Source organism: Pseudarthrobacter sp. NamE5 (genome assembly GCF_005796225.1).
In the GTDB taxonomy this organism is placed as follows: Bacteria; Actinomycetota; Actinomycetes; order Actinomycetales; family Micrococcaceae; genus Arthrobacter.
This window is the reverse complement of sequence record NZ_VAHO01000006.1, coordinates 183,994-201,827: the sequence shown is the minus strand read 5'-3', so window position 1 is coordinate 201,827 and position 17,834 is coordinate 183,994. Positions and strand designations below refer to the sequence as shown.

30 protein-coding genes are annotated in these 17,834 nt (G+C 61.9%); all 30 read right to left on the bottom strand.

Going from position 1 to position 17,834, the window contains the following annotated elements; genetic code table 11:
• Nucleotides 1-13: 13 nt before the first annotated feature.
• Entirely contained in the window at nt 14-628 is a 615-nt protein-coding gene (gene rplQ, locus FDW84_RS10040; RefSeq protein WP_138608976.1) for a 50S ribosomal protein L17, read from the bottom strand.
• A gap of 67 nt (nt 629-695) precedes the next feature.
• The gene (locus tag FDW84_RS10035) at nt 696-1,706 is read right to left on the bottom strand and encodes a DNA-directed RNA polymerase subunit alpha (RefSeq protein WP_009358719.1); all 1,011 of its coding nucleotides are present in this window, start codon (nt 1,704-1,706) and stop codon (nt 696-698) included.
• A 129-nt stretch (nt 1,707-1,835) separates the two neighbouring features.
• Nucleotides 1,836-2,237: a 30S ribosomal protein S11 gene (rpsK, locus tag FDW84_RS10030; protein WP_009358720.1), complete on the bottom strand. Its 402-nt coding sequence runs from the start codon at nt 2,235-2,237 to the stop codon at nt 1,836-1,838.
• Nucleotides 2,238-2,291: 54 nt separating this feature from the next.
• Nucleotides 2,292-2,666 carry a 30S ribosomal protein S13 gene (rpsM, locus tag FDW84_RS10025; protein ID WP_138133173.1) on the bottom strand — a complete coding sequence of 125 codons (375 nt, stop codon included), beginning with the start codon at nt 2,664-2,666 and terminating at the stop codon, nt 2,292-2,294.
• Between the two features lie 183 nt (nt 2,667-2,849).
• Nucleotides 2,850-2,963 carry a 50S ribosomal protein L36 gene (gene rpmJ / locus FDW84_RS10020; protein WP_009358722.1) on the bottom strand — a complete coding sequence of 38 codons (114 nt, stop codon included), beginning with the start codon at nt 2,961-2,963 and terminating at the stop codon, nt 2,850-2,852.
• A 69-nt stretch (nt 2,964-3,032) separates the two neighbouring features.
• Nucleotides 3,033-3,254, bottom strand: a complete 222-nt coding sequence (gene infA, locus FDW84_RS10015) for a translation initiation factor IF-1 (protein ID WP_009358723.1) — start codon at nt 3,252-3,254, stop codon at nt 3,033-3,035.
• Between the two features lie 171 nt (nt 3,255-3,425).
• Nucleotides 3,426-4,361, bottom strand: a complete 936-nt coding sequence (locus FDW84_RS10010) for a P1 family peptidase (protein ID WP_138608974.1) — start codon at nt 4,359-4,361, stop codon at nt 3,426-3,428.
• 102 nt (nt 4,362-4,463) lie between these two features.
• Entirely contained in the window at nt 4,464-5,291 is an 828-nt protein-coding gene (gene map, locus FDW84_RS10005; protein ID WP_138608972.1) for a type I methionyl aminopeptidase, read from the bottom strand.
• Nucleotides 5,292-5,362: 71 nt separating this feature from the next.
• Nucleotides 5,363-5,932, bottom strand: a complete 570-nt coding sequence (locus FDW84_RS10000) for an adenylate kinase (RefSeq protein ID WP_171046747.1) — start codon at nt 5,930-5,932, stop codon at nt 5,363-5,365.
• Between the two features lie 5 nt (nt 5,933-5,937).
• The gene (secY, locus tag FDW84_RS09995) at nt 5,938-7,248 is read right to left on the bottom strand and encodes a preprotein translocase subunit SecY (protein ID WP_138133169.1); all 1,311 of its coding nucleotides are present in this window, start codon (nt 7,246-7,248) and stop codon (nt 5,938-5,940) included.
• Nucleotides 7,249-7,463: 215 nt separating this feature from the next.
• Complete coding sequence (gene rplO / locus FDW84_RS09990) at nt 7,464-7,949, bottom strand: 50S ribosomal protein L15 (protein ID WP_138133168.1); 486 nt, start codon at nt 7,947-7,949, stop codon at nt 7,464-7,466.
• Nucleotides 7,950-8,156: a 50S ribosomal protein L30 gene (gene rpmD, locus FDW84_RS09985; protein ID WP_013601818.1), complete on the bottom strand. Its 207-nt coding sequence runs from the start codon at nt 8,154-8,156 to the stop codon at nt 7,950-7,952.
• A 2-nt stretch (nt 8,157-8,158) separates the two neighbouring features.
• Nucleotides 8,159-8,875, bottom strand: a complete 717-nt coding sequence (rpsE, locus tag FDW84_RS09980) for a 30S ribosomal protein S5 (RefSeq protein ID WP_138608968.1) — start codon at nt 8,873-8,875, stop codon at nt 8,159-8,161.
• A complete protein-coding gene (gene rplR / locus FDW84_RS09975; protein WP_138608966.1) occupies nt 8,872-9,255 on the bottom strand; it encodes a 50S ribosomal protein L18 in 384 nt (127 codons plus the stop codon). The genes rpsE and rplR overlap by 4 nt, the downstream gene beginning before the upstream one ends.
• Nucleotides 9,256-9,257: 2 nt before the next feature.
• Complete coding sequence (rplF, locus tag FDW84_RS09970; protein ID WP_138608964.1) at nt 9,258-9,794, bottom strand: 50S ribosomal protein L6; 537 nt, start codon at nt 9,792-9,794, stop codon at nt 9,258-9,260.
• An 18-nt stretch (nt 9,795-9,812) separates the two neighbouring features.
• On the bottom strand, nt 9,813-10,211 hold the full coding sequence (gene rpsH, locus FDW84_RS09965; protein ID WP_018769139.1) for a 30S ribosomal protein S8: 399 nt from the start codon (nt 10,209-10,211) through the stop codon (nt 9,813-9,815).
• Between the two features lie 80 nt (nt 10,212-10,291).
• On the bottom strand, nt 10,292-10,873 hold the full coding sequence (gene rplE / locus FDW84_RS09960) for a 50S ribosomal protein L5 (protein ID WP_138608962.1): 582 nt from the start codon (nt 10,871-10,873) through the stop codon (nt 10,292-10,294).
• Complete coding sequence (rplX, locus tag FDW84_RS09955; RefSeq protein WP_138608960.1) at nt 10,873-11,235, bottom strand: 50S ribosomal protein L24; 363 nt, start codon at nt 11,233-11,235, stop codon at nt 10,873-10,875. Before rplX ends, rplE begins: the two co-directional genes overlap by 1 nt.
• 3 nt (nt 11,236-11,238) lie before the next feature.
• Nucleotides 11,239-11,607 carry a 50S ribosomal protein L14 gene (gene rplN / locus FDW84_RS09950; protein WP_003803789.1) on the bottom strand — a complete coding sequence of 123 codons (369 nt, stop codon included), beginning with the start codon at nt 11,605-11,607 and terminating at the stop codon, nt 11,239-11,241.
• A 647-nt stretch (nt 11,608-12,254) separates the two neighbouring features.
• Entirely contained in the window at nt 12,255-12,560 is a 306-nt protein-coding gene (rpsQ, locus tag FDW84_RS09945; protein WP_138133162.1) for a 30S ribosomal protein S17, read from the bottom strand.
• Nucleotides 12,557-12,886 carry a 50S ribosomal protein L29 gene (rpmC, locus tag FDW84_RS19930; protein ID WP_138608958.1) on the bottom strand — a complete coding sequence of 110 codons (330 nt, stop codon included), beginning with the start codon at nt 12,884-12,886 and terminating at the stop codon, nt 12,557-12,559. Before rpmC ends, rpsQ begins: the two co-directional genes overlap by 4 nt.
• A gap of 2 nt (nt 12,887-12,888) precedes the next feature.
• Nucleotides 12,889-13,305, bottom strand: coding sequence for a 50S ribosomal protein L16 (gene rplP / locus FDW84_RS09935; protein ID WP_043454603.1), 417 nt, complete (start codon nt 13,303-13,305; stop codon nt 12,889-12,891).
• The gene (rpsC, locus tag FDW84_RS09930; protein ID WP_138608955.1) at nt 13,306-14,136 is read right to left on the bottom strand and encodes a 30S ribosomal protein S3; all 831 of its coding nucleotides are present in this window, start codon (nt 14,134-14,136) and stop codon (nt 13,306-13,308) included.
• On the bottom strand, nt 14,137-14,502 hold the full coding sequence (gene rplV, locus FDW84_RS09925) for a 50S ribosomal protein L22 (protein ID WP_009358304.1): 366 nt from the start codon (nt 14,500-14,502) through the stop codon (nt 14,137-14,139).
• A 38-nt stretch (nt 14,503-14,540) separates the two neighbouring features.
• Nucleotides 14,541-14,822 (bottom strand): 30S ribosomal protein S19, encoded by a 282-nt coding sequence (gene rpsS, locus FDW84_RS09920; protein ID WP_003803803.1) that lies wholly within the window; start codon nt 14,820-14,822, stop codon nt 14,541-14,543.
• A 12-nt stretch (nt 14,823-14,834) separates the two neighbouring features.
• Nucleotides 14,835-15,674 (bottom strand): 50S ribosomal protein L2, encoded by an 840-nt coding sequence (gene rplB / locus FDW84_RS09915; protein WP_138133159.1) that lies wholly within the window; start codon nt 15,672-15,674, stop codon nt 14,835-14,837.
• Nucleotides 15,675-15,703: 29 nt separating this feature from the next.
• Nucleotides 15,704-16,009 (bottom strand): 50S ribosomal protein L23, encoded by a 306-nt coding sequence (gene rplW, locus FDW84_RS09910; protein WP_011692807.1) that lies wholly within the window; start codon nt 16,007-16,009, stop codon nt 15,704-15,706.
• Nucleotides 16,006-16,626: a 50S ribosomal protein L4 gene (gene rplD / locus FDW84_RS09905; RefSeq protein ID WP_138133158.1), complete on the bottom strand. Its 621-nt coding sequence runs from the start codon at nt 16,624-16,626 to the stop codon at nt 16,006-16,008. Before rplD ends, rplW begins: the two co-directional genes overlap by 4 nt.
• A 4-nt stretch (nt 16,627-16,630) precedes the next feature.
• On the bottom strand, nt 16,631-17,281 hold the full coding sequence (gene rplC, locus FDW84_RS09900; protein ID WP_013601833.1) for a 50S ribosomal protein L3: 651 nt from the start codon (nt 17,279-17,281) through the stop codon (nt 16,631-16,633).
• 17 nt (nt 17,282-17,298) lie between these two features.
• Nucleotides 17,299-17,607 carry a 30S ribosomal protein S10 gene (gene rpsJ, locus FDW84_RS09895; RefSeq protein ID WP_003803825.1) on the bottom strand — a complete coding sequence of 103 codons (309 nt, stop codon included), beginning with the start codon at nt 17,605-17,607 and terminating at the stop codon, nt 17,299-17,301.
• Between the last annotated feature and the right edge of the window lie 227 nt (nt 17,608-17,834).

Genomic DNA, 17,834 nt, shown 5'->3' with positions numbered 1-17,834 from the left:
GCGGATCAGCGAATTACTTCGCGTCCTTCTCCTCGGCAGCCGGAGCTTCGGGAGCTTCCTCAGCGGCCGGAGCCTCTTCGGTTGCAGCTTCTTCTGCGACAGGAGCCTCGGTGGCCTCCTCAGCGGCCGGAGCCTCAGCTGCTTCGGTCTCGGGAGCTTCCTCGGCTGCCGGAGCCTCAGCTGCTTCGGTCTCGGGAGCTTCCTCGGCTGCCGGAGCAGCCTTGGCAGCAGCCTGGGTAGCCTCAGCGACTACGGCCTGCTTGGCGGAAACCGGCTCGAGAACCAGTTCGATGACGGCCATGGGGGCGTTGTCGCCCTTGCGGTTGCCGATCTTGGTGATGCGGGTGTAGCCGCCGTCGCGGTTCTCCACTGCCTGGGCAATGTCGGTGAACAGCTCGTGGACGACGCCCTTGTTGCTGATCAGGCCCAGGACGCGGCGGCGGGAAGCAAGGTCGCCGCGCTTGGCGAAGGTCACCAGGCGCTCTGCGTACGGCTTCAGGCGCTTGGCCTTGGTCACCGTGGTGGTGATCCGCTTGTGCTCGAACAGGGATGATGCCAGGTTCGCGAGCATGAGGCGCTCGTGAGCCGGGCCGCCTCCGAGGCGCGGACCCTTAGTGGGGGTAGGCATAGTTGTTTCTCCTCAAATGGAAGCCGTGGGCTGCACACCGTGGTGCCGCCCGCGGCCAAGGTCTGGTTTAGAGTTCGTCGTCGCCGAAGGCGGCGTCGTCCTCTTCGATTGCTGCGGCGCGTGCTGCGAGGTCAAAACCGGGAGGCGAGTCCTTGAGGGACAGGCCCAGTTCAACCAGCTTTGCCTTGACCTCGTCAATGGACTTGGCACCGAAGTTGCGGATGTCCATCAGGTCAGCCTCGGAGCGGGCAACAAGTTCACCCACGGTGTGGATGCCCTCACGCTTGAGGCAGTTGTAGGAACGGACCGTGAGGTCCAGATCCTCGATCGGCAGTGCCATGTCGGCTGCCAGGGCAGCGTCGGTGGGCGACGGGCCGATCTCGATACCTTCAGCTGCGGTGTTCAGCTCACGGGCCAGACCGAACAGTTCCACCAGGGTGGTGCCTGCGGAAGCAACGGCATCGCGCGGGGCGATGGCCTGCTTGGTCTCAACGTCGACAATCAGCTTGTCGAAGTCGGTGCGCTGCTCAACACGGGTTGCTTCCACGCGGAAAGTAACCTTCAGCACCGGTGAGTAGATGGAGTCGACCGGGATACGGCCGATCTCTGCGTCGCCGGACTTGTTCTGAGCTGCCGAAACGTAGCCGCGGCCGCGCTCGATGGTCAGTTCGAGCTCGAACTTGCCCTTCGAGTTCAGCGTGGCTATGTGCAGATCCGGGTTGTGGAATTCGACGCCGGCCGGCGGAGCGATGTCCGCGGCGGTGACGACTCCGGGACCCTGCTTGCGCAGGTAAGCCACAACAGGCTCGTCGTGCTCGGAGGACACCGACAGGTTCTTGATGTTCAGGATGATCTCGGTGACATCTTCCTTGACACCCGGAACCGTGGTGAACTCGTGCAGCACGCCATCGATCCGGATGCTGGTTACAGCAGCACCGGGGATGGAGGAGAGCAGGGTACGGCGGAGGGAGTTTCCGAGGGTGTAGCCGAAGCCCGGTTCCAGCGGTTCGATGACGAAACGCGAACGGTTTTCGGAGACTACCTCTTCGGAGAGGGTGGGGCGCTGTGCAATGAGCACTTAGGTTTCCTTTCGGCGAGCATCCGCTATATGACGCAACACAGGTGGTGGAAATTCGGTCTGAAGACTTAACGCGCTGGGCTTGCCCGGACCATCGCTGGTCCGGGCAAGCTCATGCGGCGGAAAGCCTTAGACGCGGCGGCGCTTCGGCGGGCGGCAGCCGTTGTGGGCTGCGGGGGTGACGTCCTGGATGGAGCCAACCTCGAGGCCAGCGGCCTGCAGCGAACGGATGGCGGTCTCGCGTCCGGAACCCGGACCCTTGACGAAAACGTCTACCTTGCGCATGCCGTGCTCCTGCGCACGCTTGGCAGCAGCTTCAGCAGCCATCTGGGCTGCGAACGGGGTGGACTTACGCGAGCCCTTAAAGCCAACCTCACCTGAGGAAGCCCAAGAGATAACAGCGCCGGTCGGATCCGTGATGGAAACGATGGTGTTGTTAAAAGTGCTCTTGATGTGCGCCTGGCCAAGCGCGATATTCTTCTTGTCCTTCTTACGCGGCTTGCGAACCGCGCCACGAGTCTTCGGGGGCATTATTTCTCCTACAGAAAGTTATTGGGGAAAGCTCCGTTAATCCCGGCCGGGATTTTAACGGGCCTTCTTCTTGCCGGCGACGGTGCGCTTCGGGCCCTTGCGGGTACGGGCGTTGGTCTTCGTACGCTGTCCACGTACGGGCAGGCCCTTGCGGTGGCGCAGGCCTTCGTAGCTGCCGATCTCAACCTTGCGGCGGATGTCGGCTGCCACTTCGCGGCGAAGGTCACCCTCAACCTTGTAGTTGCCTTCAATGTAGTCACGCAGCTGAACCAGCTGGGCGTCAGTCAGGTCCTTGACGCGAACGTCAGCGCTGATGCCCGTGGCAGCCAGGGTTTCGTGTGCACGGGTCTTGCCCACGCCGTAGATGTAAGTAAGCGCAATTTCCAGCCGCTTTTCGCGGGGAATGTCTACGCCAGCGAGACGAGCCATAGTGGCAGTACTCCTTGAATAAACCGGAGGTCGTAGGCAGTACACCCGCACGTTCTGTGCGGCCCCAGCCTCCGACCGGGGGTTAGCTGTCCGGACTCTTTCGAGCTCAATGTTCCAGATCAGCTTGTGCTGCCTTTATTTACTTGCGTGGGTTAGCAACCCAGGAATTCCCGGTGAAGGGAATTAGCCCTGGCGCTGCTTGTGGCGCGGGTTCTCGCAGATCACCATGACCCGGCCATTACGGCGGATCACTTTGCACTTTTCGCAGATCTGCTTGACGCTCGGCTTGACCTTCATGGCATTCCTTTGCGTGTAACAGTTGGTCAACTGGAGCGGCGGCCAGCTCGCACTGGGCCGCCCAGCAATTTACTTGTAGCGGTAGACGATACGACCACGGGTGAGGTCGTACGGGCTCAGCTCCACCACTACACGGTCCTCCGGGAGGATTCGGATGTAGTGCTGACGCATCTTTCCAGAGATGTGTGCCAGAACGATGTGCTTGTTGGTGAGCTCAACGCGAAACATCGCGTTAGGCAGCGCCTCGGTCACAACGCCTTCGATCTCAATGACCCCGTCCTTCTTGGCCATACCCTCCGCTAACTGTCGTTGCCGCAGCCCCGCCGGATTGCACCGGGCATGGCCACGAACGTTTTTGTTGGATCGATTGCCGGCCCCAGGCCCAAAAGGGCGTGGCAATCCAGACAACCAACAAACAACACTACCCTGTTGGCCGGTAAAAGTTAAATCGGAAATAGTAACCTACAGTGCGCCGTAAGCACCATAGTCGCCGGCGGGGGTGTGTACGGCTTCAGCCGCTGCCACCCCGTCCAGGATGGCCAAACGCACGACGTTGGCTGCAGCGCTTTGCAGGGTGATGAGGCTTAGCTGCCGCGCAGCTTCGTCACTGCGGTCCAGTGCCTTAGCCCGGGTGGACAGACAAAAGACGGTGTCCCCGTCGCCAAGGGTGTGTGAAGGACTGAGAGCCCTGGCAATCCCGGCATGGGAAGCAGAAGCAGTCCGCTTGCACTCAGCAACGTCGAGGACAGCATTGGTGGCGACGACAATAAGCGTGGTGTTGAGCGGGGCGCCGGGTTGAAACACGGATTTCTCGAGAACCGAATGTTCGACCGTTGGTAATCCCAGTGCGTTCACGACCGCGATGGCCCCGACAATCACCCCATGGTCCAGGACGATGGAAGCCGTTCCCACGCCGCCTTTGTAGGTCCTGCCGATGAGAGCTCCGGTCCCGGCACCCACGTTGCCGCGTCCGACGTCGTGCCCGTCCTCTTCTGCTGCAGCGGCGGCGGCCGCCGCGTAGCCCATGTCCGGCGTCGGCCGGGCTGAGAAGTCACCGCCCCTGCCAAGGTCGAAGATCGCGGCGGCCGGCACGATCGGCACCACTCCCCCGGGTACGGCGAAACCCCTGCCGTCTTCCTCACACCACCGCTGGGCGCCGGAGGCCGAGACCAGGCCGTAGGCGCTGCCTCCGGTGAGCACCACGGCGCTGACTTCGCTGACGAGCGTGGTGGGGTCCAGGGCGTCGGTCTCGTGGGTGGCGGGCCCGCCGCCCTGGACGTCCACGGATCCAACTGTGCCAGGCGGGGGCAAGACCACCGTCACCCCGCTCAGCCACCCGTCGTCGGACTTTTGCTCGTGCCCCACGCGGATCCCGGGTACGTCAGTGATTGCTCCCATGGCTCCCATTGTTCCCCCTCCCCCAACTAGGTAGCAGCACATGTCGGAATAAGGGCTCAAACGGACATCTGCTGCTACCTAGTTGGGGAGGGCAGAGGGGACCTAGGGGATCGGCACCGGGGTGACGCCAAGGGGCACCAGGTGCTCCGCACCGCCGTCGGGGGCGGACAGCACCCAGATGCCCTTCTCGTGAACGGCAACGGAGTGCTCCCACTGGCAGGACCGCTTTCCGTCGGTTGTCACCACGGTCCAGTCGTCCTCCAGCACGGCCGTCTCGATGCCGCCGCGCACCAGCATCGGCTCGATCGCCAGGCACAGGCCGGGCTTGATCTTGGGTCCGCGGTGGCTGGTGCGATAGTTAAGCACGTCCGGTGGCATGTGCATTTCCGAACCGATGCCGTGGCCCACGTAGTCTTCCAGGATGCCCAGCGGCTTGCCGGGGACGGAGGAGACGTAGTCGTCAATAGCCGCACCGATGTCACCAACATGCTTCCCAGTGGCCAGGGCTGCGATTCCGCGCCACATGGCGGCCCGGGTCACATCGGAAAGCCGCTGGTCCTCCGGATCAGCGGTGCCCACAATAACGGTGCGGGCAGAGTCGGAGTGCCAGCCGTTGACGATGGCGCCGCCGTCGATCGAGATGATGTCGCCGTCCTCAAGCACCCGGCCGCCCGGGATGCCGTGGACCACCTCCTCGTTGACGGAGGTGCAGATGGTGGCCGGGAAGCCGTGATAGCCAAGGAAGTTGGACTTGGCGCCCGCTTCGTTCAGGACGGCGGCGAAGACGTCATCCAGGTGCTTTGTGGTCACTCCGGGCACGGCGGCGGCGACGGCTGCGTCCAGTGCGCGGCTCAGGACCAGGCCTGCCTCGTGCATGATGCGCATCTGGCTGTTGGTCTTGTATTCGATGCGGGGCTGGCCAAAGGCCATGGTGTTTCCTTTCAAATGGCTGAGGCTCCTCCCGGTTCACGGGAGGAGCCTCGGAAAAACTAACGCACGGATCAGGCTGCCTGGGCTGCCTTGATCGCCTGCATGACGCGCTCTGTGACTTCATCGATGGCGCCGATGCCGTCAACCTGGGTAAGGATGCCTCGCTCGGCATATTTAGCCACTACAGCTTCGGTCTGCTCGTGGTACAGGTCAAGGCGGTGGCGGATGACGGCTTCGTTGTCGTCGCTCCGGCCCGTTTCCTTGGCCCGGCCGAGCAGCCGGTGGACCAGTTCCTCGTCGTCGGCAGTCAACTGCAGGACGACGTCGAGCTTTTCTTCGCCCTTGGCGAGGATCTCGTCCAGGTAGTCCACCTGGGCGGTGGTGCGGGGGTAGCCGTCCAGCAGGAAACCGTTCTCGACGTCGGGCTCGCTGAGCCGGTCGCGCACCATCTTGTTGGTCACGCTGTCAGGAACAAAGTCGCCGTTGTCCATGTACTTCTTGGCCTCAATGCCAAGCGGCGTCTCGCCCTTAACGTTGGCACGGAAGATGTCGCCGGTGGAGATCGCCACAACGCCAAGGCGCTCTGAAATCCGCTCCGCCTGCGTTCCTTTTCCGGAACCGGGAGGTCCAATAATCAGCATTCTCGTCATCGCAAAAGCCCTTCGTAGTGACGTTGTTGTAGCTGCGCATCAATCTGCTTGACGGTCTCAAGGCCAACGCCCACCATGATCAGGATCGAGGTGCCACCGAACGGGAAGTTCTGGTTTGCGTTGATGAGTACCAGTGCCACCAGAGGAATCAACGCCACGAAGCCCAGGTAGAGGGCGCCGGGCAGGGTGATCCTGGAGAGCACATACTGCAGATAGTCAGCGGTCGGCTTGCCAGCCCGGATACCCGGGATGAAGCCGCCGTACTTCTTCATGTTGTCTGAGACTTCTTCAGGGTTGAAGGTGATCGCAACGTAGAAGTAGGTAAAGAACACGATCATGGCGAAGTAGAGCACCATGTAGATCGGCTGGTCGCCGCGGACCAGGTTGTTGTTGATCCATTCGACCCACGGCTGGAGCTGCTCGCCTGCGCGCGGCTGGTTGAACTGTGAGATCAGGCCGGGCAGGTAGAGCATGGAGGAAGCGAAGATCACGGGGATCACGCCAGCCATGTTGACCTTGATGGGGATATAGGTGCTGGTGCCGCCCACGGTCCGGCGGCCGATCATCCGCTTTGCGTACTGCACCGGGACGCGGCGCTGCGACTGCTCCACGAAGACCACCAGCGCCACCGTCAGCAGGCCCACGGCGAGGACGGTGAAGAACGTGGCGGGGCCCTGCGAGGTCCAGATGGCACCCAGGGAGGTGGGGAACGTGGCCGCGATGGAGGTGAAGATGAGCAGGGACATGCCGTTGCCCACGCCCTTCTCCGTCACGAGCTCGCCCATCCACATGATCAGGCCGGTGCCGGCCGTCAGCGTGATGATGATCAGGATGGTGGTGATGACGCTCTCGTCAGGAATGATCGGGAGCGCACAGCCGGGCAGGAGCTGGCCGGAACGCGCCAGGGACACCAGCGTGGTGGCGTTGAGCAGGCCCAGCGCGATGGTGAGGTAGCGGGTGTACTGGGTCAGTTTGGACTGGCCCGAAGCGCCTTCTTCGTAAAGCTGCTGGAAGCGGGGAATGACCACCCGGAGCAGCTGGACGATGATGCTGGCCGTGATGTAGGGCATGATGCCCAAGGCGAAGATGGACACCTGGAGCAACGCGCCGCCGCTGAACAGGTTAACGAGCTGGTACAGCCCGCCTGCGGTCTGACCGTTCTGCAAGCATTGCTGGACATTCTGGTAGTTCACACCAGGCGAGGGAATGAAGGCGCCCAAGCGGAAGATGGTGATGATTCCCAGCGTGAACAACAACTTGCGTCGCAGATCAGGCGTGCGAAAGGCCCGGCCAAATGCGCTAAGCAAGCGTCCTCCTGTGGTGTCAATAAGAGTGGTGTGATGGGGATCTATAAATCCCAACAACCGAGTCTAACGGTTGGATGCGCCATGCGAACAATCCGCGGGGGAAGACCCTGCGCCGGGTGGCGGCGAAAAAACGGCGGGCGGATGGAAAAAACTCCCGGCCCCGGGGACTTAGCCCCAGGACCGGGAGTTCAGGAACGGTCTTTCACCCACCGGCTCTAGAGAGCGGTGGTGCTTCCACCTGCTGCGGCAATCTTTTCAGCAGCGCTGGCCGAGAATGCGTGGGCGGTGACGTCGACCTTGACGGTGATGTCGCCGGTGCCCAGCACCTTGACGGGCTGGTTCTTGCGAACGGCGCCCTTTTCAACCAGGTTCTCCACGGTGACTGCGCCACCTTCGGGGAACAGCTCGTTCAGCTTGTCCAGGTTTACAACCTGGAACTCGACGCGGAACGGGTTCTTGAAGCCGCGCAGCTTGGGCAGGCGCATGTGCAGCGGCAGCTGGCCGCCGGCAAAGCCAGCCTTCACCTGGTAGCGGGCTGCAGTACCCTTGGTACCGCGACCGGCGGTCTTACCCTTGGATGCTTCACCACGACCAACACGGGTCTTGGCGGTCTTAGCACCCGGGGCAGGACGCAGGTGGTGAACCTTCAGGGCGTTCTGCTTGTCAGCAGCCTGTGCCTTATCGGCAGTGTTCTCTGCCATTTACTTCGCCTCCTCTACCTTTACCAGGTGCGGAACCGTGTTGAGCATTCCCACGGTCACGGCGTCGGCGGTGCGGACAACGGTGTGTCCGATCCGCTTCAGGCCGAGGGACCGAAGGGTGTCGCGCTGGTTCTGCTTGCCGCCAATGGCGGACTTGATCTGAGTGATCTCCAACTGGGAGTCGGAGGGAATCAGGTTCTTAGCCATGACTATGCACCTGCCTTCGGGCTCAAAAGGGCCTTCACCAGCGCCTGCGGAGCAATTTCGTCCAGCGGCAGGCCGCGGCGTGCTGCCACTGCTGCCGGCTCTTCGAGGCGCTTCAGTGCATCAACGGTCGCGTGAACGATGTTGATGGCGTTGGAGGAACCGAGCGACTTGGAGAGGATGTCGTGGATGCCCACGCACTCCAGTACCGCGCGGACCGGACCACCGGCGATAACACCGGTACCGGCGGATGCCGGACGCAGCATTACGACGCCGGCAGCAGCCTCACCCTGAACGCGGTGCGGGATGGTGTTGCCAACGCGGGGAACGCGGAAGAAGGACTTCTTAGCTTCCTCAACGCCCTTGGCGATAGCCGCGGGAACTTCCTTGGCCTTGCCGTAACCCACGCCGACCATGCCGTTACCGTCACCAACGACGACGAGTGCGGTGAAGCTGAAGCGACGACCACCCTTGACGACCTTGGAAACGCGGTTGATGGTGACAACGCGCTCTACGAACTGGTTCTTTTCGGCTTCACGTCCGCCGTCGCGGCCGCCACGGCCACCGCGGTCGCCGCGGCCCTGGCCGCGGTCGCCACGCTCGCCGCGGCGGGCACCGCCGCGGCGGTCCTCGCTGGCGGGGGCAGTGGTCTCAGCAGCTGCGGCTTCTGTCGCCTTCTGATCTGCAGACACAGTGTCCTTTTCCTTGTTTGCTTCCGTCACAGTGACAGCCCACCTTCGCGTGCACCGTCAGCGACGGCGGCAATCCGGCCGTGGTACTTGTTACCACCGCGGTCGAAGACAACTGCTTCGACGCCGGCAGCCTTGGCACGCTCGGCAACGAGCTCGCCAACGCGCTTGGCCTTGGCGGTCTTGTCACCGTCGAACGAACGAAGGTCGGCTTCCAGCGTTGACGCGCTTGCTACGGTCTGGCCAATGGTGTCATCGACAACCTGGACAAATACGTGGCGTGCGGAACGGTTGACCACCAGGCGGGGACGCGTGGCGGTACCGGCGATGCGCTTGCGGATACGAAGCTGGCGGCGGCTGCGGGCAGCAGCCTTGCTCTTGTTCGTACGCTTCTTGTTAATGGCGATGGCCATGGTTACTTACCAGCCTTTCCGACCTTGCGGCGGATGACTTCGCCGGCGTAACGGATGCCCTTGCCCTTGTACGGGTCAGGCTTCCGCAGCTTGCGAATGTTGGCAGCAACTTCGCCGACCTGCTGCTTGTTAATACCTGAGACAGAGAGCTTGGTCGGTCCCTCTACTGCAAAGGTGATGCCGGCCGGAGCGGAAACGCTGACCGGGTGGCTGAAGCCGAGAGCGAACTCAAGGTCAGATCCCTTGGCCTGAACGCGGTAACCGGTACCGACGATTTCAAGCTTCTTCTCGTAGCCCTTGGTTACGCCCTCGATCATGTTGGAGATCAGGGTGCGGGTCAGGCCGTGGAGTGAACGGGAGGCGCGCTCGTCGTTCGGGCGGGCGACAGTCAGGGTGTCTGCATCCAGGGTGACCTCGATCGGGCTGGCCACAGTGTGGGTCAGCTCTCCCTTGGATCCCTTGACGCTGACGACAGAGCCGTCAACCTTGACCTCAACGCCGGCAGGAACGGTGATGGGGAGACGTCCAATACGTGACATTTTTCTCTTCCTTTCCCGTTACCAGACGTATGCGAGGACTTCGCCGCCCACGCCCTTCTTGCCGGCCTGCTTGTCAGTCAGGAGGCCGGAAGAGGTGGACAGGATTGCGATACCCAGGCCACCGAGCACGTGCGGCAGGTTGGTGGACTTCGCGTAAACGCGAAGACCCGGCTTGGAGATGCGGCGAACACCCGCGATGGAACGCTCACGGTTCGGACCGAACTTGAGTTCGAGGGTCAGCTTCTTGCCAACCTCAGCGTCCTCTTCCTTCCAGCCGGCGATGAAGCCTTCGGCCTTGAGGATGTCGGCAACGCGTGCCTTGAGCTTGCTGTAAGGCATAGACACGGAGTCGTGGTATGCCGAATTTGCGTTACGCAGGCGCGTAAGCATATCTGCGACAGGATCTGTCATTGTCATGGTGGGCTCTTGCCCTTCCTCGTAACGGTTTCCGCCGGTTGCTCGCAGGGAGCAGAGCGGCCGGACCTTTTACGTAGTAATTAAGCTTCGGTCTTGAACGGGAAACCAAGCGCCTTGAGCAGCGCGCGGCCTTCGTCATCGGTCTTGGCAGTGGTGACGACCGTGATATCCATACCGCGGGTGCGGTCGATCTTGTCCTGGTCGATTTCGTGGAACATAACCTGCTCGGTCAGACCGAAGGTGTAGTTGCCGTTGCCGTCGAACTGCTTGCCACTCAGGCCGCGGAAGTCCCTGATGCGGGGCAGTGCGAGCGTGACCAGGCGGTCCAGGAATTCCCACATGCGGTCGCCACGGAGGGTAGCGTGTGCACCGATGGGCATGCCTTCGCGCAGCTTGAACTGTGCGATCGACTTGCGGGCCTTGGTTACCTGCGGCTTCTGGCCGGTGATCTGGGTGAGGTCGCGGACAGCGCCGTCGATCAGCTTGGAGTCCTTGGCGGCATCTCCAACACCCATGTTCACAACGACCTTCACGAGGCGGGGAACCTGGTTTACGTTCTGGTACTTGAATTCCTCAATGAGCGCGCCCTTGATGGAATCTGCGTACTTGGTCTTCAGACGAGGAACGATCTTCGTTGCCGGAGTCTCGAGAGTCTCAGTCATTAGATGTCCTTCCCGGAGCTCTTGGACACGCGGATGCGGACGGTCTTCTTCACACCGTTCTTCTCGACCGTGTCGAGGCGGAAGCCCACGCGGGTCGGCTTCTTGGTGGACGGGTCAACCAGTGCCACGTTGGAGATGTGGATCGGGGCTTCGACAACCTCGATGCCACCGGTCTTGGTGCCGCGCTGCGACTGACCGACCTTGGTGTGCTTAGTGACGCGGTTGACGCCTTCAACCAACACGCGGTTGGTGTCGGTGAACACGCGCAGGACCTTGCCCTGCTTGCCGCGGTCGCCGCCGCGCTCAGCCTTGGCGCCAGTGATGACCTGAACGAGGTCACCCTTCTTGATCTTTGCAGCCATGAGCTAGAGCACCTCCGGAGCCAGAGAAACGATCTTCATGAACTTCTTGTCACGCAGTTCACGACCAACCGGTCCGAAGATACGGGTACCACGGGGGTCACCGTCGTTCTTCAGGATCACAGCTGCGTTCTCGTCAAACTTGATGTAGGAACCATCCGCACGGCGGCGTTCCTTCTTGGTACGGACGATGACAGCCTTAACGACGTCACCCTTTTTCACGTTGCCGCCCGGAATTGCATCCTTGACGGTGGCGACGATGACGTCGCCGATGCCTGCGTAGCGACGGCCGGATCCACCGAGAACGCGAATGGTAAGGATTTCCTTAGCACCCGTGTTGTCGGCGACCTTGAGTCGCGACTCCTGCTGAATCACTATTTACTCCTTGCGTCGCGCCGGTTCTCAGACCGAAAATCTTCCTACGGAATGAGCCTTGCGGAACGGTTGATCGGGGTGTCTCTTGACCTGCCTGGATTTTGCCAGGCCAGGCCTAAACTCCCGTGCCAAAAGCAGTTGCTCCCTTCCGGTCCAGGAATGCTCCTGGGCGCAAGGGGGCACTATGCTGTGGCACGCTTGTTTACGAGGTTGATGATGGCGCGCGAAAGCGCCATACAAACTCAATATCCTAGCACAGTTTCGGTCCGTCCCCATATCACCGGCTGGGTGCCACACGCAACACGGACGACGGCGCCAAGCACCGGAGCCTTTGGGCCCACCCTTGGTGCCACTCCCCCGGGCCCCCGCCCCACCGCCGTCGCACACTCTCTCACTTAACGCGGCTTTTCAAGCAACGATCTCCCACTTAACGCGGCTTTTCAAGCGACGCTCTGCCATTTCCCTGACGCCAGTGATAAAACGTTCCGGATTTTCCCGCGTTAAGTGAGAGAGCGTCCTGAGGCAGACGCGGGCGACGGCACGCGCCACGCGCTGGGCCCACCGCCGCTACCAGGACCTGCCGTTAAACGAGGGAAGCCCCCGCTCCCAATGGGAGCAGGGGCTTCCGACAACCGAAGCAGCAGGTGCTACTTGGCCTTCTCGAGGATCTCCACGAGCCGCCAGTTCTTGGTGGCGGACAGCGGACGGGTCTCGGCGATGACAACGAGGTCGCCGATGCCGGCGGTGTTCTCTTCGTCGTGCGCCTTGACCTTGGAGGTACGGCGGATGACCTTGCCGTACAGGGCGTGCTTCACGCGGTCCTCAACCTGGACAACGATGGTCTTTTCCATCTTGTCCGAGACCACGTAGCCGCGACGCGTCTTGCGGTAACCGCGCTGACCGGCCTTGGCGGCGGTAGCAGTTTCCGTCACGTTCTCGTCCTTTTCACTCACTTGGCATCCTCCTCGGTCTCAGCCGTCTCAGCCGTGTCGGCCTTCTTGGCTGCAGCCTTCTTGGACTTCTTCTCTTCCTTGGCTTCCACAACCGGTGCGGCAACCTCGGCACGAATGCCCAGCTCGCGTTCACGGAGAACGGTGTAGATGCGGGCGATGTCCTTCTTTACCGCGCGCAGACGACCGTGGTTCTCCAACTGACCGGTGGCGGACTGGAAACGCAGGTTGAACAGCTCTTCCTTGGCCTTGCGCAGTTCTTCAACGAGACGCTCGTTGTCGAAACCGTCCAGCTGTGCGGGAGCCAGATCCTTGGATCCTACTGCCATTTCTATTCACCACCCTCGCGACGCACGATGCGTGCCTTCAACGGCAGCTTGTGGATTGCCAGGCGCAGGGCCTCGCGAGCTACCTCTTCATTGACACCGGAGAGTTCGAACAGAACCCGGCCCGGCTTGACGTTGGCGACCCACCACTCCGGCGAACCCTTACCGGAACCCATACGGGTTTCGGCAGGCTTCTTGGTCAGCGGACGGTCCGGGTAGATGTTGATCCAGACCTTACCGCCACGCTTGATGTGGCGGGTCATGGCGATACGAGCGGACTCGATCTGACGGTTGGTGACGTATGCCGGGCTCAGGGCCTGGATGCCGTACTCACCGAAGGAGACCTGGGTACCGCCCGTAGCAGCGCCGGAACGACCCGGGTGGTGCTGCTTACGGTGCTTTACTCGACGTGGGATAAGCATTTAAGCCTGTCCTCCTTCTGCAGCAGCAGGTGCTGCTTCAACTGCCGGTGCTTCTGCAGCAGGAGCTGCGTCAGCGGCCGGGCGGTCGTTGCGACGGCGGCGGTCACCACGGTCAGCGCCACCCGGGCGGCCCGGACGGTCGCCGGAGCGGCCGCGGGACGGGGCGGAAGCGGCCTGTGCGGCCAGTTCCTTGGCGGTGACGTCACCCTTGTAGATCCAGACCTTCACACCGATGCGACCGAAGGTGGTCTTGGCTTCGTAGAAGCCGTAGTCGATGTTCGCGCGGAGGGTGTGCAGGGGCACACGGCCTTCGCGGTAGAACTCCGAGCGGGACATTTCAGCGCCACCCAGGCGGCCCGAGCAGGCGATGCGGATGCCCTTGGCACCTGCACGCTGTGCGGACTGCATGGCCTTCTTCATCGCACGGCGGAATGCCACGCGGGAAGTCAGCTGCTCTGCGACGCCCTGGGCCACAAGCTGGGCTTCCATCTCGGGATTCTTGACCTCGAGGATGTTCAGCTGGACCTGCTTGCCGGTGAGCTTTTCGAGCTCGCCGCGGATGCGGTCTGCTTCAGCTCCACGGCGGCCGATGACGATGCCGGGACGGGCCGTGTGGATGTCCACGCGGACGCGGTCACGGGTGCGCTCGATCTCAACCTTGGCGATACCGGCACGCTCCATGCCCGTGGACATGAGCTGGCGGATGCGGATGTCTTCGCGAACGAAGTCCTTGTACCGCTGGCCGGCCTTGGTGCTGTCAGCGAACCAGTGCGATACGTGATCGGTGGTGATGCCGAGTCGGAACCCGTGCGGGTTTACTTTCTGTCCCACTTAGCGAGCCTCCTCTTTCTCCGGGGTAGCGACTACCACGGTGATGTGGCTGGTGCGCTTCTTGATCTGAAATGCACGACCCTGGGCGCGCGGCTGGAACCGCTTCATGGTCGGGCCTTCATCAACAAACGCTTCGCTGATGATGAGGTCACCTTCGTCAAACGCCACGCCGTCACGGTCCGCGAGGACCCGGGCGTTGGAGATTGCCGACTGTACTACCTTGAATACCGGCTCCGAAGCTGCCTGGGGGGCAAACTTCAGAATTGCCAGAGCCTCATTCGCTTGCAAACCACGAACAAGGTTGACGACGCGCCGGGCCTTCATAGGCGTTACGCGGATGTGGCGCGCAATTGCCTTGGCTTCCATTGCTTTCCTTCTCTCGTCTTTGACGCAGGTGCAGGCGCCTAGCGGCGCTTGCCCTTACGGTCGTCCTTGACATGGCCGCGGAATGTCCGCGTAGGAGCGAATTCGCCGAGCTTGTGCCCGACCATCGACTCAGTGACAAACACCGGAATGTGCTTGCGTCCGTCGTGTACGGCGATCGTGTGTCCGAGCATGTCGGGAATGATCATCGAACGGCGGGACCAGGTCTTGATGACGTTCTTGGTGCCCTTTTCGTTTTCCCTGGCTACCTTCACAAAGAGGTGCTGGTCGACGAAAGGACCTTTTTTCAGGCTGCGTGGCATGTGTCCAGGCTCCTATCGCTTGTTCTTGCCAGTACGACGGCGACGCACAATAAGCTTGTCGCTCTCTTTGTTGGGGCGGCGCGTGCGGCCTTCCCGCTGACCGTTGGGGTTGACGGGGTTACGTCCACCGGACGTCTTACCCTCACCACCACCGTGCGGGTGGTCAACCGGGTTCATGGCGACACCACGGACGGTCGGGCGGACGCCCTTCCACCGCATGCGGCCGGCCTTGCCCCAGTTGATGTTCGACTGCTCGGCGTTGCCGACCTCGCCGACGGTTGCGCGGCAGCGCACGTCGACGTTGCGGATTTCGCCGGAAGGCAGACGCAGCTGGGCGAAGCGGCCTTCCTTGGCAACGAGCTGAACAGAGGCACCTGCGGAGCGGGCCATCTTGGCGCCGCCGCCCGGACGCAGTTCAACCGCGTGGATAACGGTACCCACGGGGATGTTGCGCAGGGGCAGGTTGTTGCCCGGCTTGATGTCAGCGTTGGGGCCAGCCTCAACGAAGTCACCCTGGGACAGCTTGTTGGGGGCGATGATGTAACGCTTGGTGCCATCAACGTAGTGCAGGAGCGCGATGCGGGCCGTACGGTTCGGATCGTACTCAATTTCTGCAACGCGGGCGTCAACGCCGTCCTTGTCGTGGCGACGGAAGTCGATCAGACGGTACTGGCGCTTGTGTCCGCCACCCTTGTGACGGGTGGTGATCTTACCGGTGTTGTTACGGCCGCCCTTTTTGGGCAGCGGACGTACCAACGACTTTTCCGGCGTCGACCGCGTGATTTCGATGAAGTCCGCTACGCTCGAGCCACGACGGCCCGGGGTAGTCGGCTTGTACTTACGGATTCCCATAATTTATTTCCTCGTTAAAGTGGTCTCCGCTACGCGAGCGGACCGCCGAAGATGTCGATGGTGCCTTCTTTGAGGGTGACAATCGCACGCTTGGTGTTCTTGCGGGTACCCCATCCGAATTTGGTGCGCTTGCGCTTACCGGCACGGTTGATGGTGTTGATCGATTCGACCTTGACGGAGAAGATTTTCTCCACGGCCAGCTTGATCTCGGTCTTGTTCGAACGGGGGTCCACCAGGAAGGTGTACTTGCCCTCATCGATCAGGCCGTAGCTCTTTTCGGACACGACGGGTGCAAGCACGACGTCGCGGGGATCCTTGATGGTGGCTGCACTCACTTGGCATCCTCCTCGTTCTTAGCTGCCTTGGCGGCAACGAATGCGTCGTAGGCAGCCTTGGTGAAGACAACGTCATCAGACACGAGAACGTCGTAGGTGTTCAGCTGGTCTGCGTACAGAACGTGAACGCCGGCGAGGTTGCGCACAGACAGTGCAGCAACATCGTTGTCACGCTCGATGACGACCAGCAGGTTCTTGCGGTCGGAAACGCCACGCAGGGTTGCCAGTGCAGTCTTGGCGGAGGGCTTGGTGCCTTCAACCAGGTCGGCGACAACGTGGATGCGTCCGTTGCGGGCCCGGTCAGAGAGTGCGCCGCGCAGTGCAGCAGCAATCATCTTCTTGGGGGTGCGCTGGCTGTAGTCACGCGGGGTGGGACCGTGGACAACGCCACCGCCGGTCATGTGCGGAGCACGGATTGAACCCTGGCGGGCGCGGCCGGTGCCCTTCTGCTTGAACGGCTTGCGTCCTGCACCGGAAACTTCAGCGCGGGTCTTGGTCTTGTGGGTACCCTGGCGAGCAGCAGCGAGCTGTGCAACGACGACCTGGTGCAGCAGCGGCACGTTGGTCTGGACGTCGAAGATCTCTGCAGGCAGGTCAACCTGGACAGTGTTAGCCATTGGACTAGGCTCCCTTCACGGCGGTGCGTACGAGTACGACCTGGCCGCGGGCACCGGGAACGGCACCCTTGATAAGGAGCAGCGACTTCTCGACGTCAACCGCGTGGACCGTGAGGTTCAGCGTGGTGTGACGGACGGCGCCCATGCGGCCGGCCATTTTCATGCCCTTGAAGACGCGGCTCGGGGTGGATGCGCCACCGATTGAACCGGGCTTACGGTGGTTCTTGTGGGCACCGTGGGAAGCTCCAACGCCGTGGAAGCCGTGACGCTTCATTACACCGGCGAAGCCCTTACCCTTGGTGGTGCCGATGACGTCGATCTTCTGTCCGGCTTCGAAGACCTCTACGGAGAGCTCCTGGCCCAGCTCGTACTCGGCAGCATCTGCGGTACGGAGTTCGACGACGTGGCGGCGAGGCGTAACGCCTGCCTTTTCAAAGTGACCAGCCAGCGGCTTGGTGACCTTGCGGGGATCGATCTGGCCGTAGCCGATCTGAACGGCGACATAGCCATCAGCTTCTGCGTTGCGCAGCTGGGTGATGACGTTCGAATCTGCCTGGACCACAGTGACGGGGATGAGCTTGTTGTTCTCGTCCCAGACCTGGGTCATGCCGAGCTTCGTGCCCAGCAGGCCCTTTACGTTACGGGTTGCGGTCATAGTTTCTCAGCACCTCCCTACAGCTTGATTTCGATGTTCACGTCTGCCGGCAGGTCGAGACGCATGAGCGAGTCAACAGCCTTCGGCGTGGGATCGATGATGTCGATAAGACGCTTGTGCGTGCGCATTTCGAAGTGCTCGCGGCTGTCCTTGTACTTGTGCGGAGAGCGGATCACGCAGTAAACGTTCTTCTCCGTGGGCAGCGGCACGGGGCCGACTACCGTTGCGCCTGCGCGCGTGACCGTCTCAACGATCTTCCGTGCTGAAACGTCAATGACCTCGTGGTCGTATGACTTCAGCCGGATGCGGATTTTTTGTCCCGCCATGTCGCCTGACTCTCTTTCAGTCTGTGCTTCCCCTGGTTAGGGCTGCCCTGTTCACTTACTCGTTGTATGGCTGCCGAAGCAATTGAGGTCGTAACCACCATCCGCCGCACAAACTGAATCCGGAAAATCCGGGTTCCTCACCTTGCCGGCGCAACCGACCCCCGCGGTCGGGCGTGTCGCGCTTGGCACGCGTACAAATCCGCTATTCCAGGGGAGTGGGTTATGTT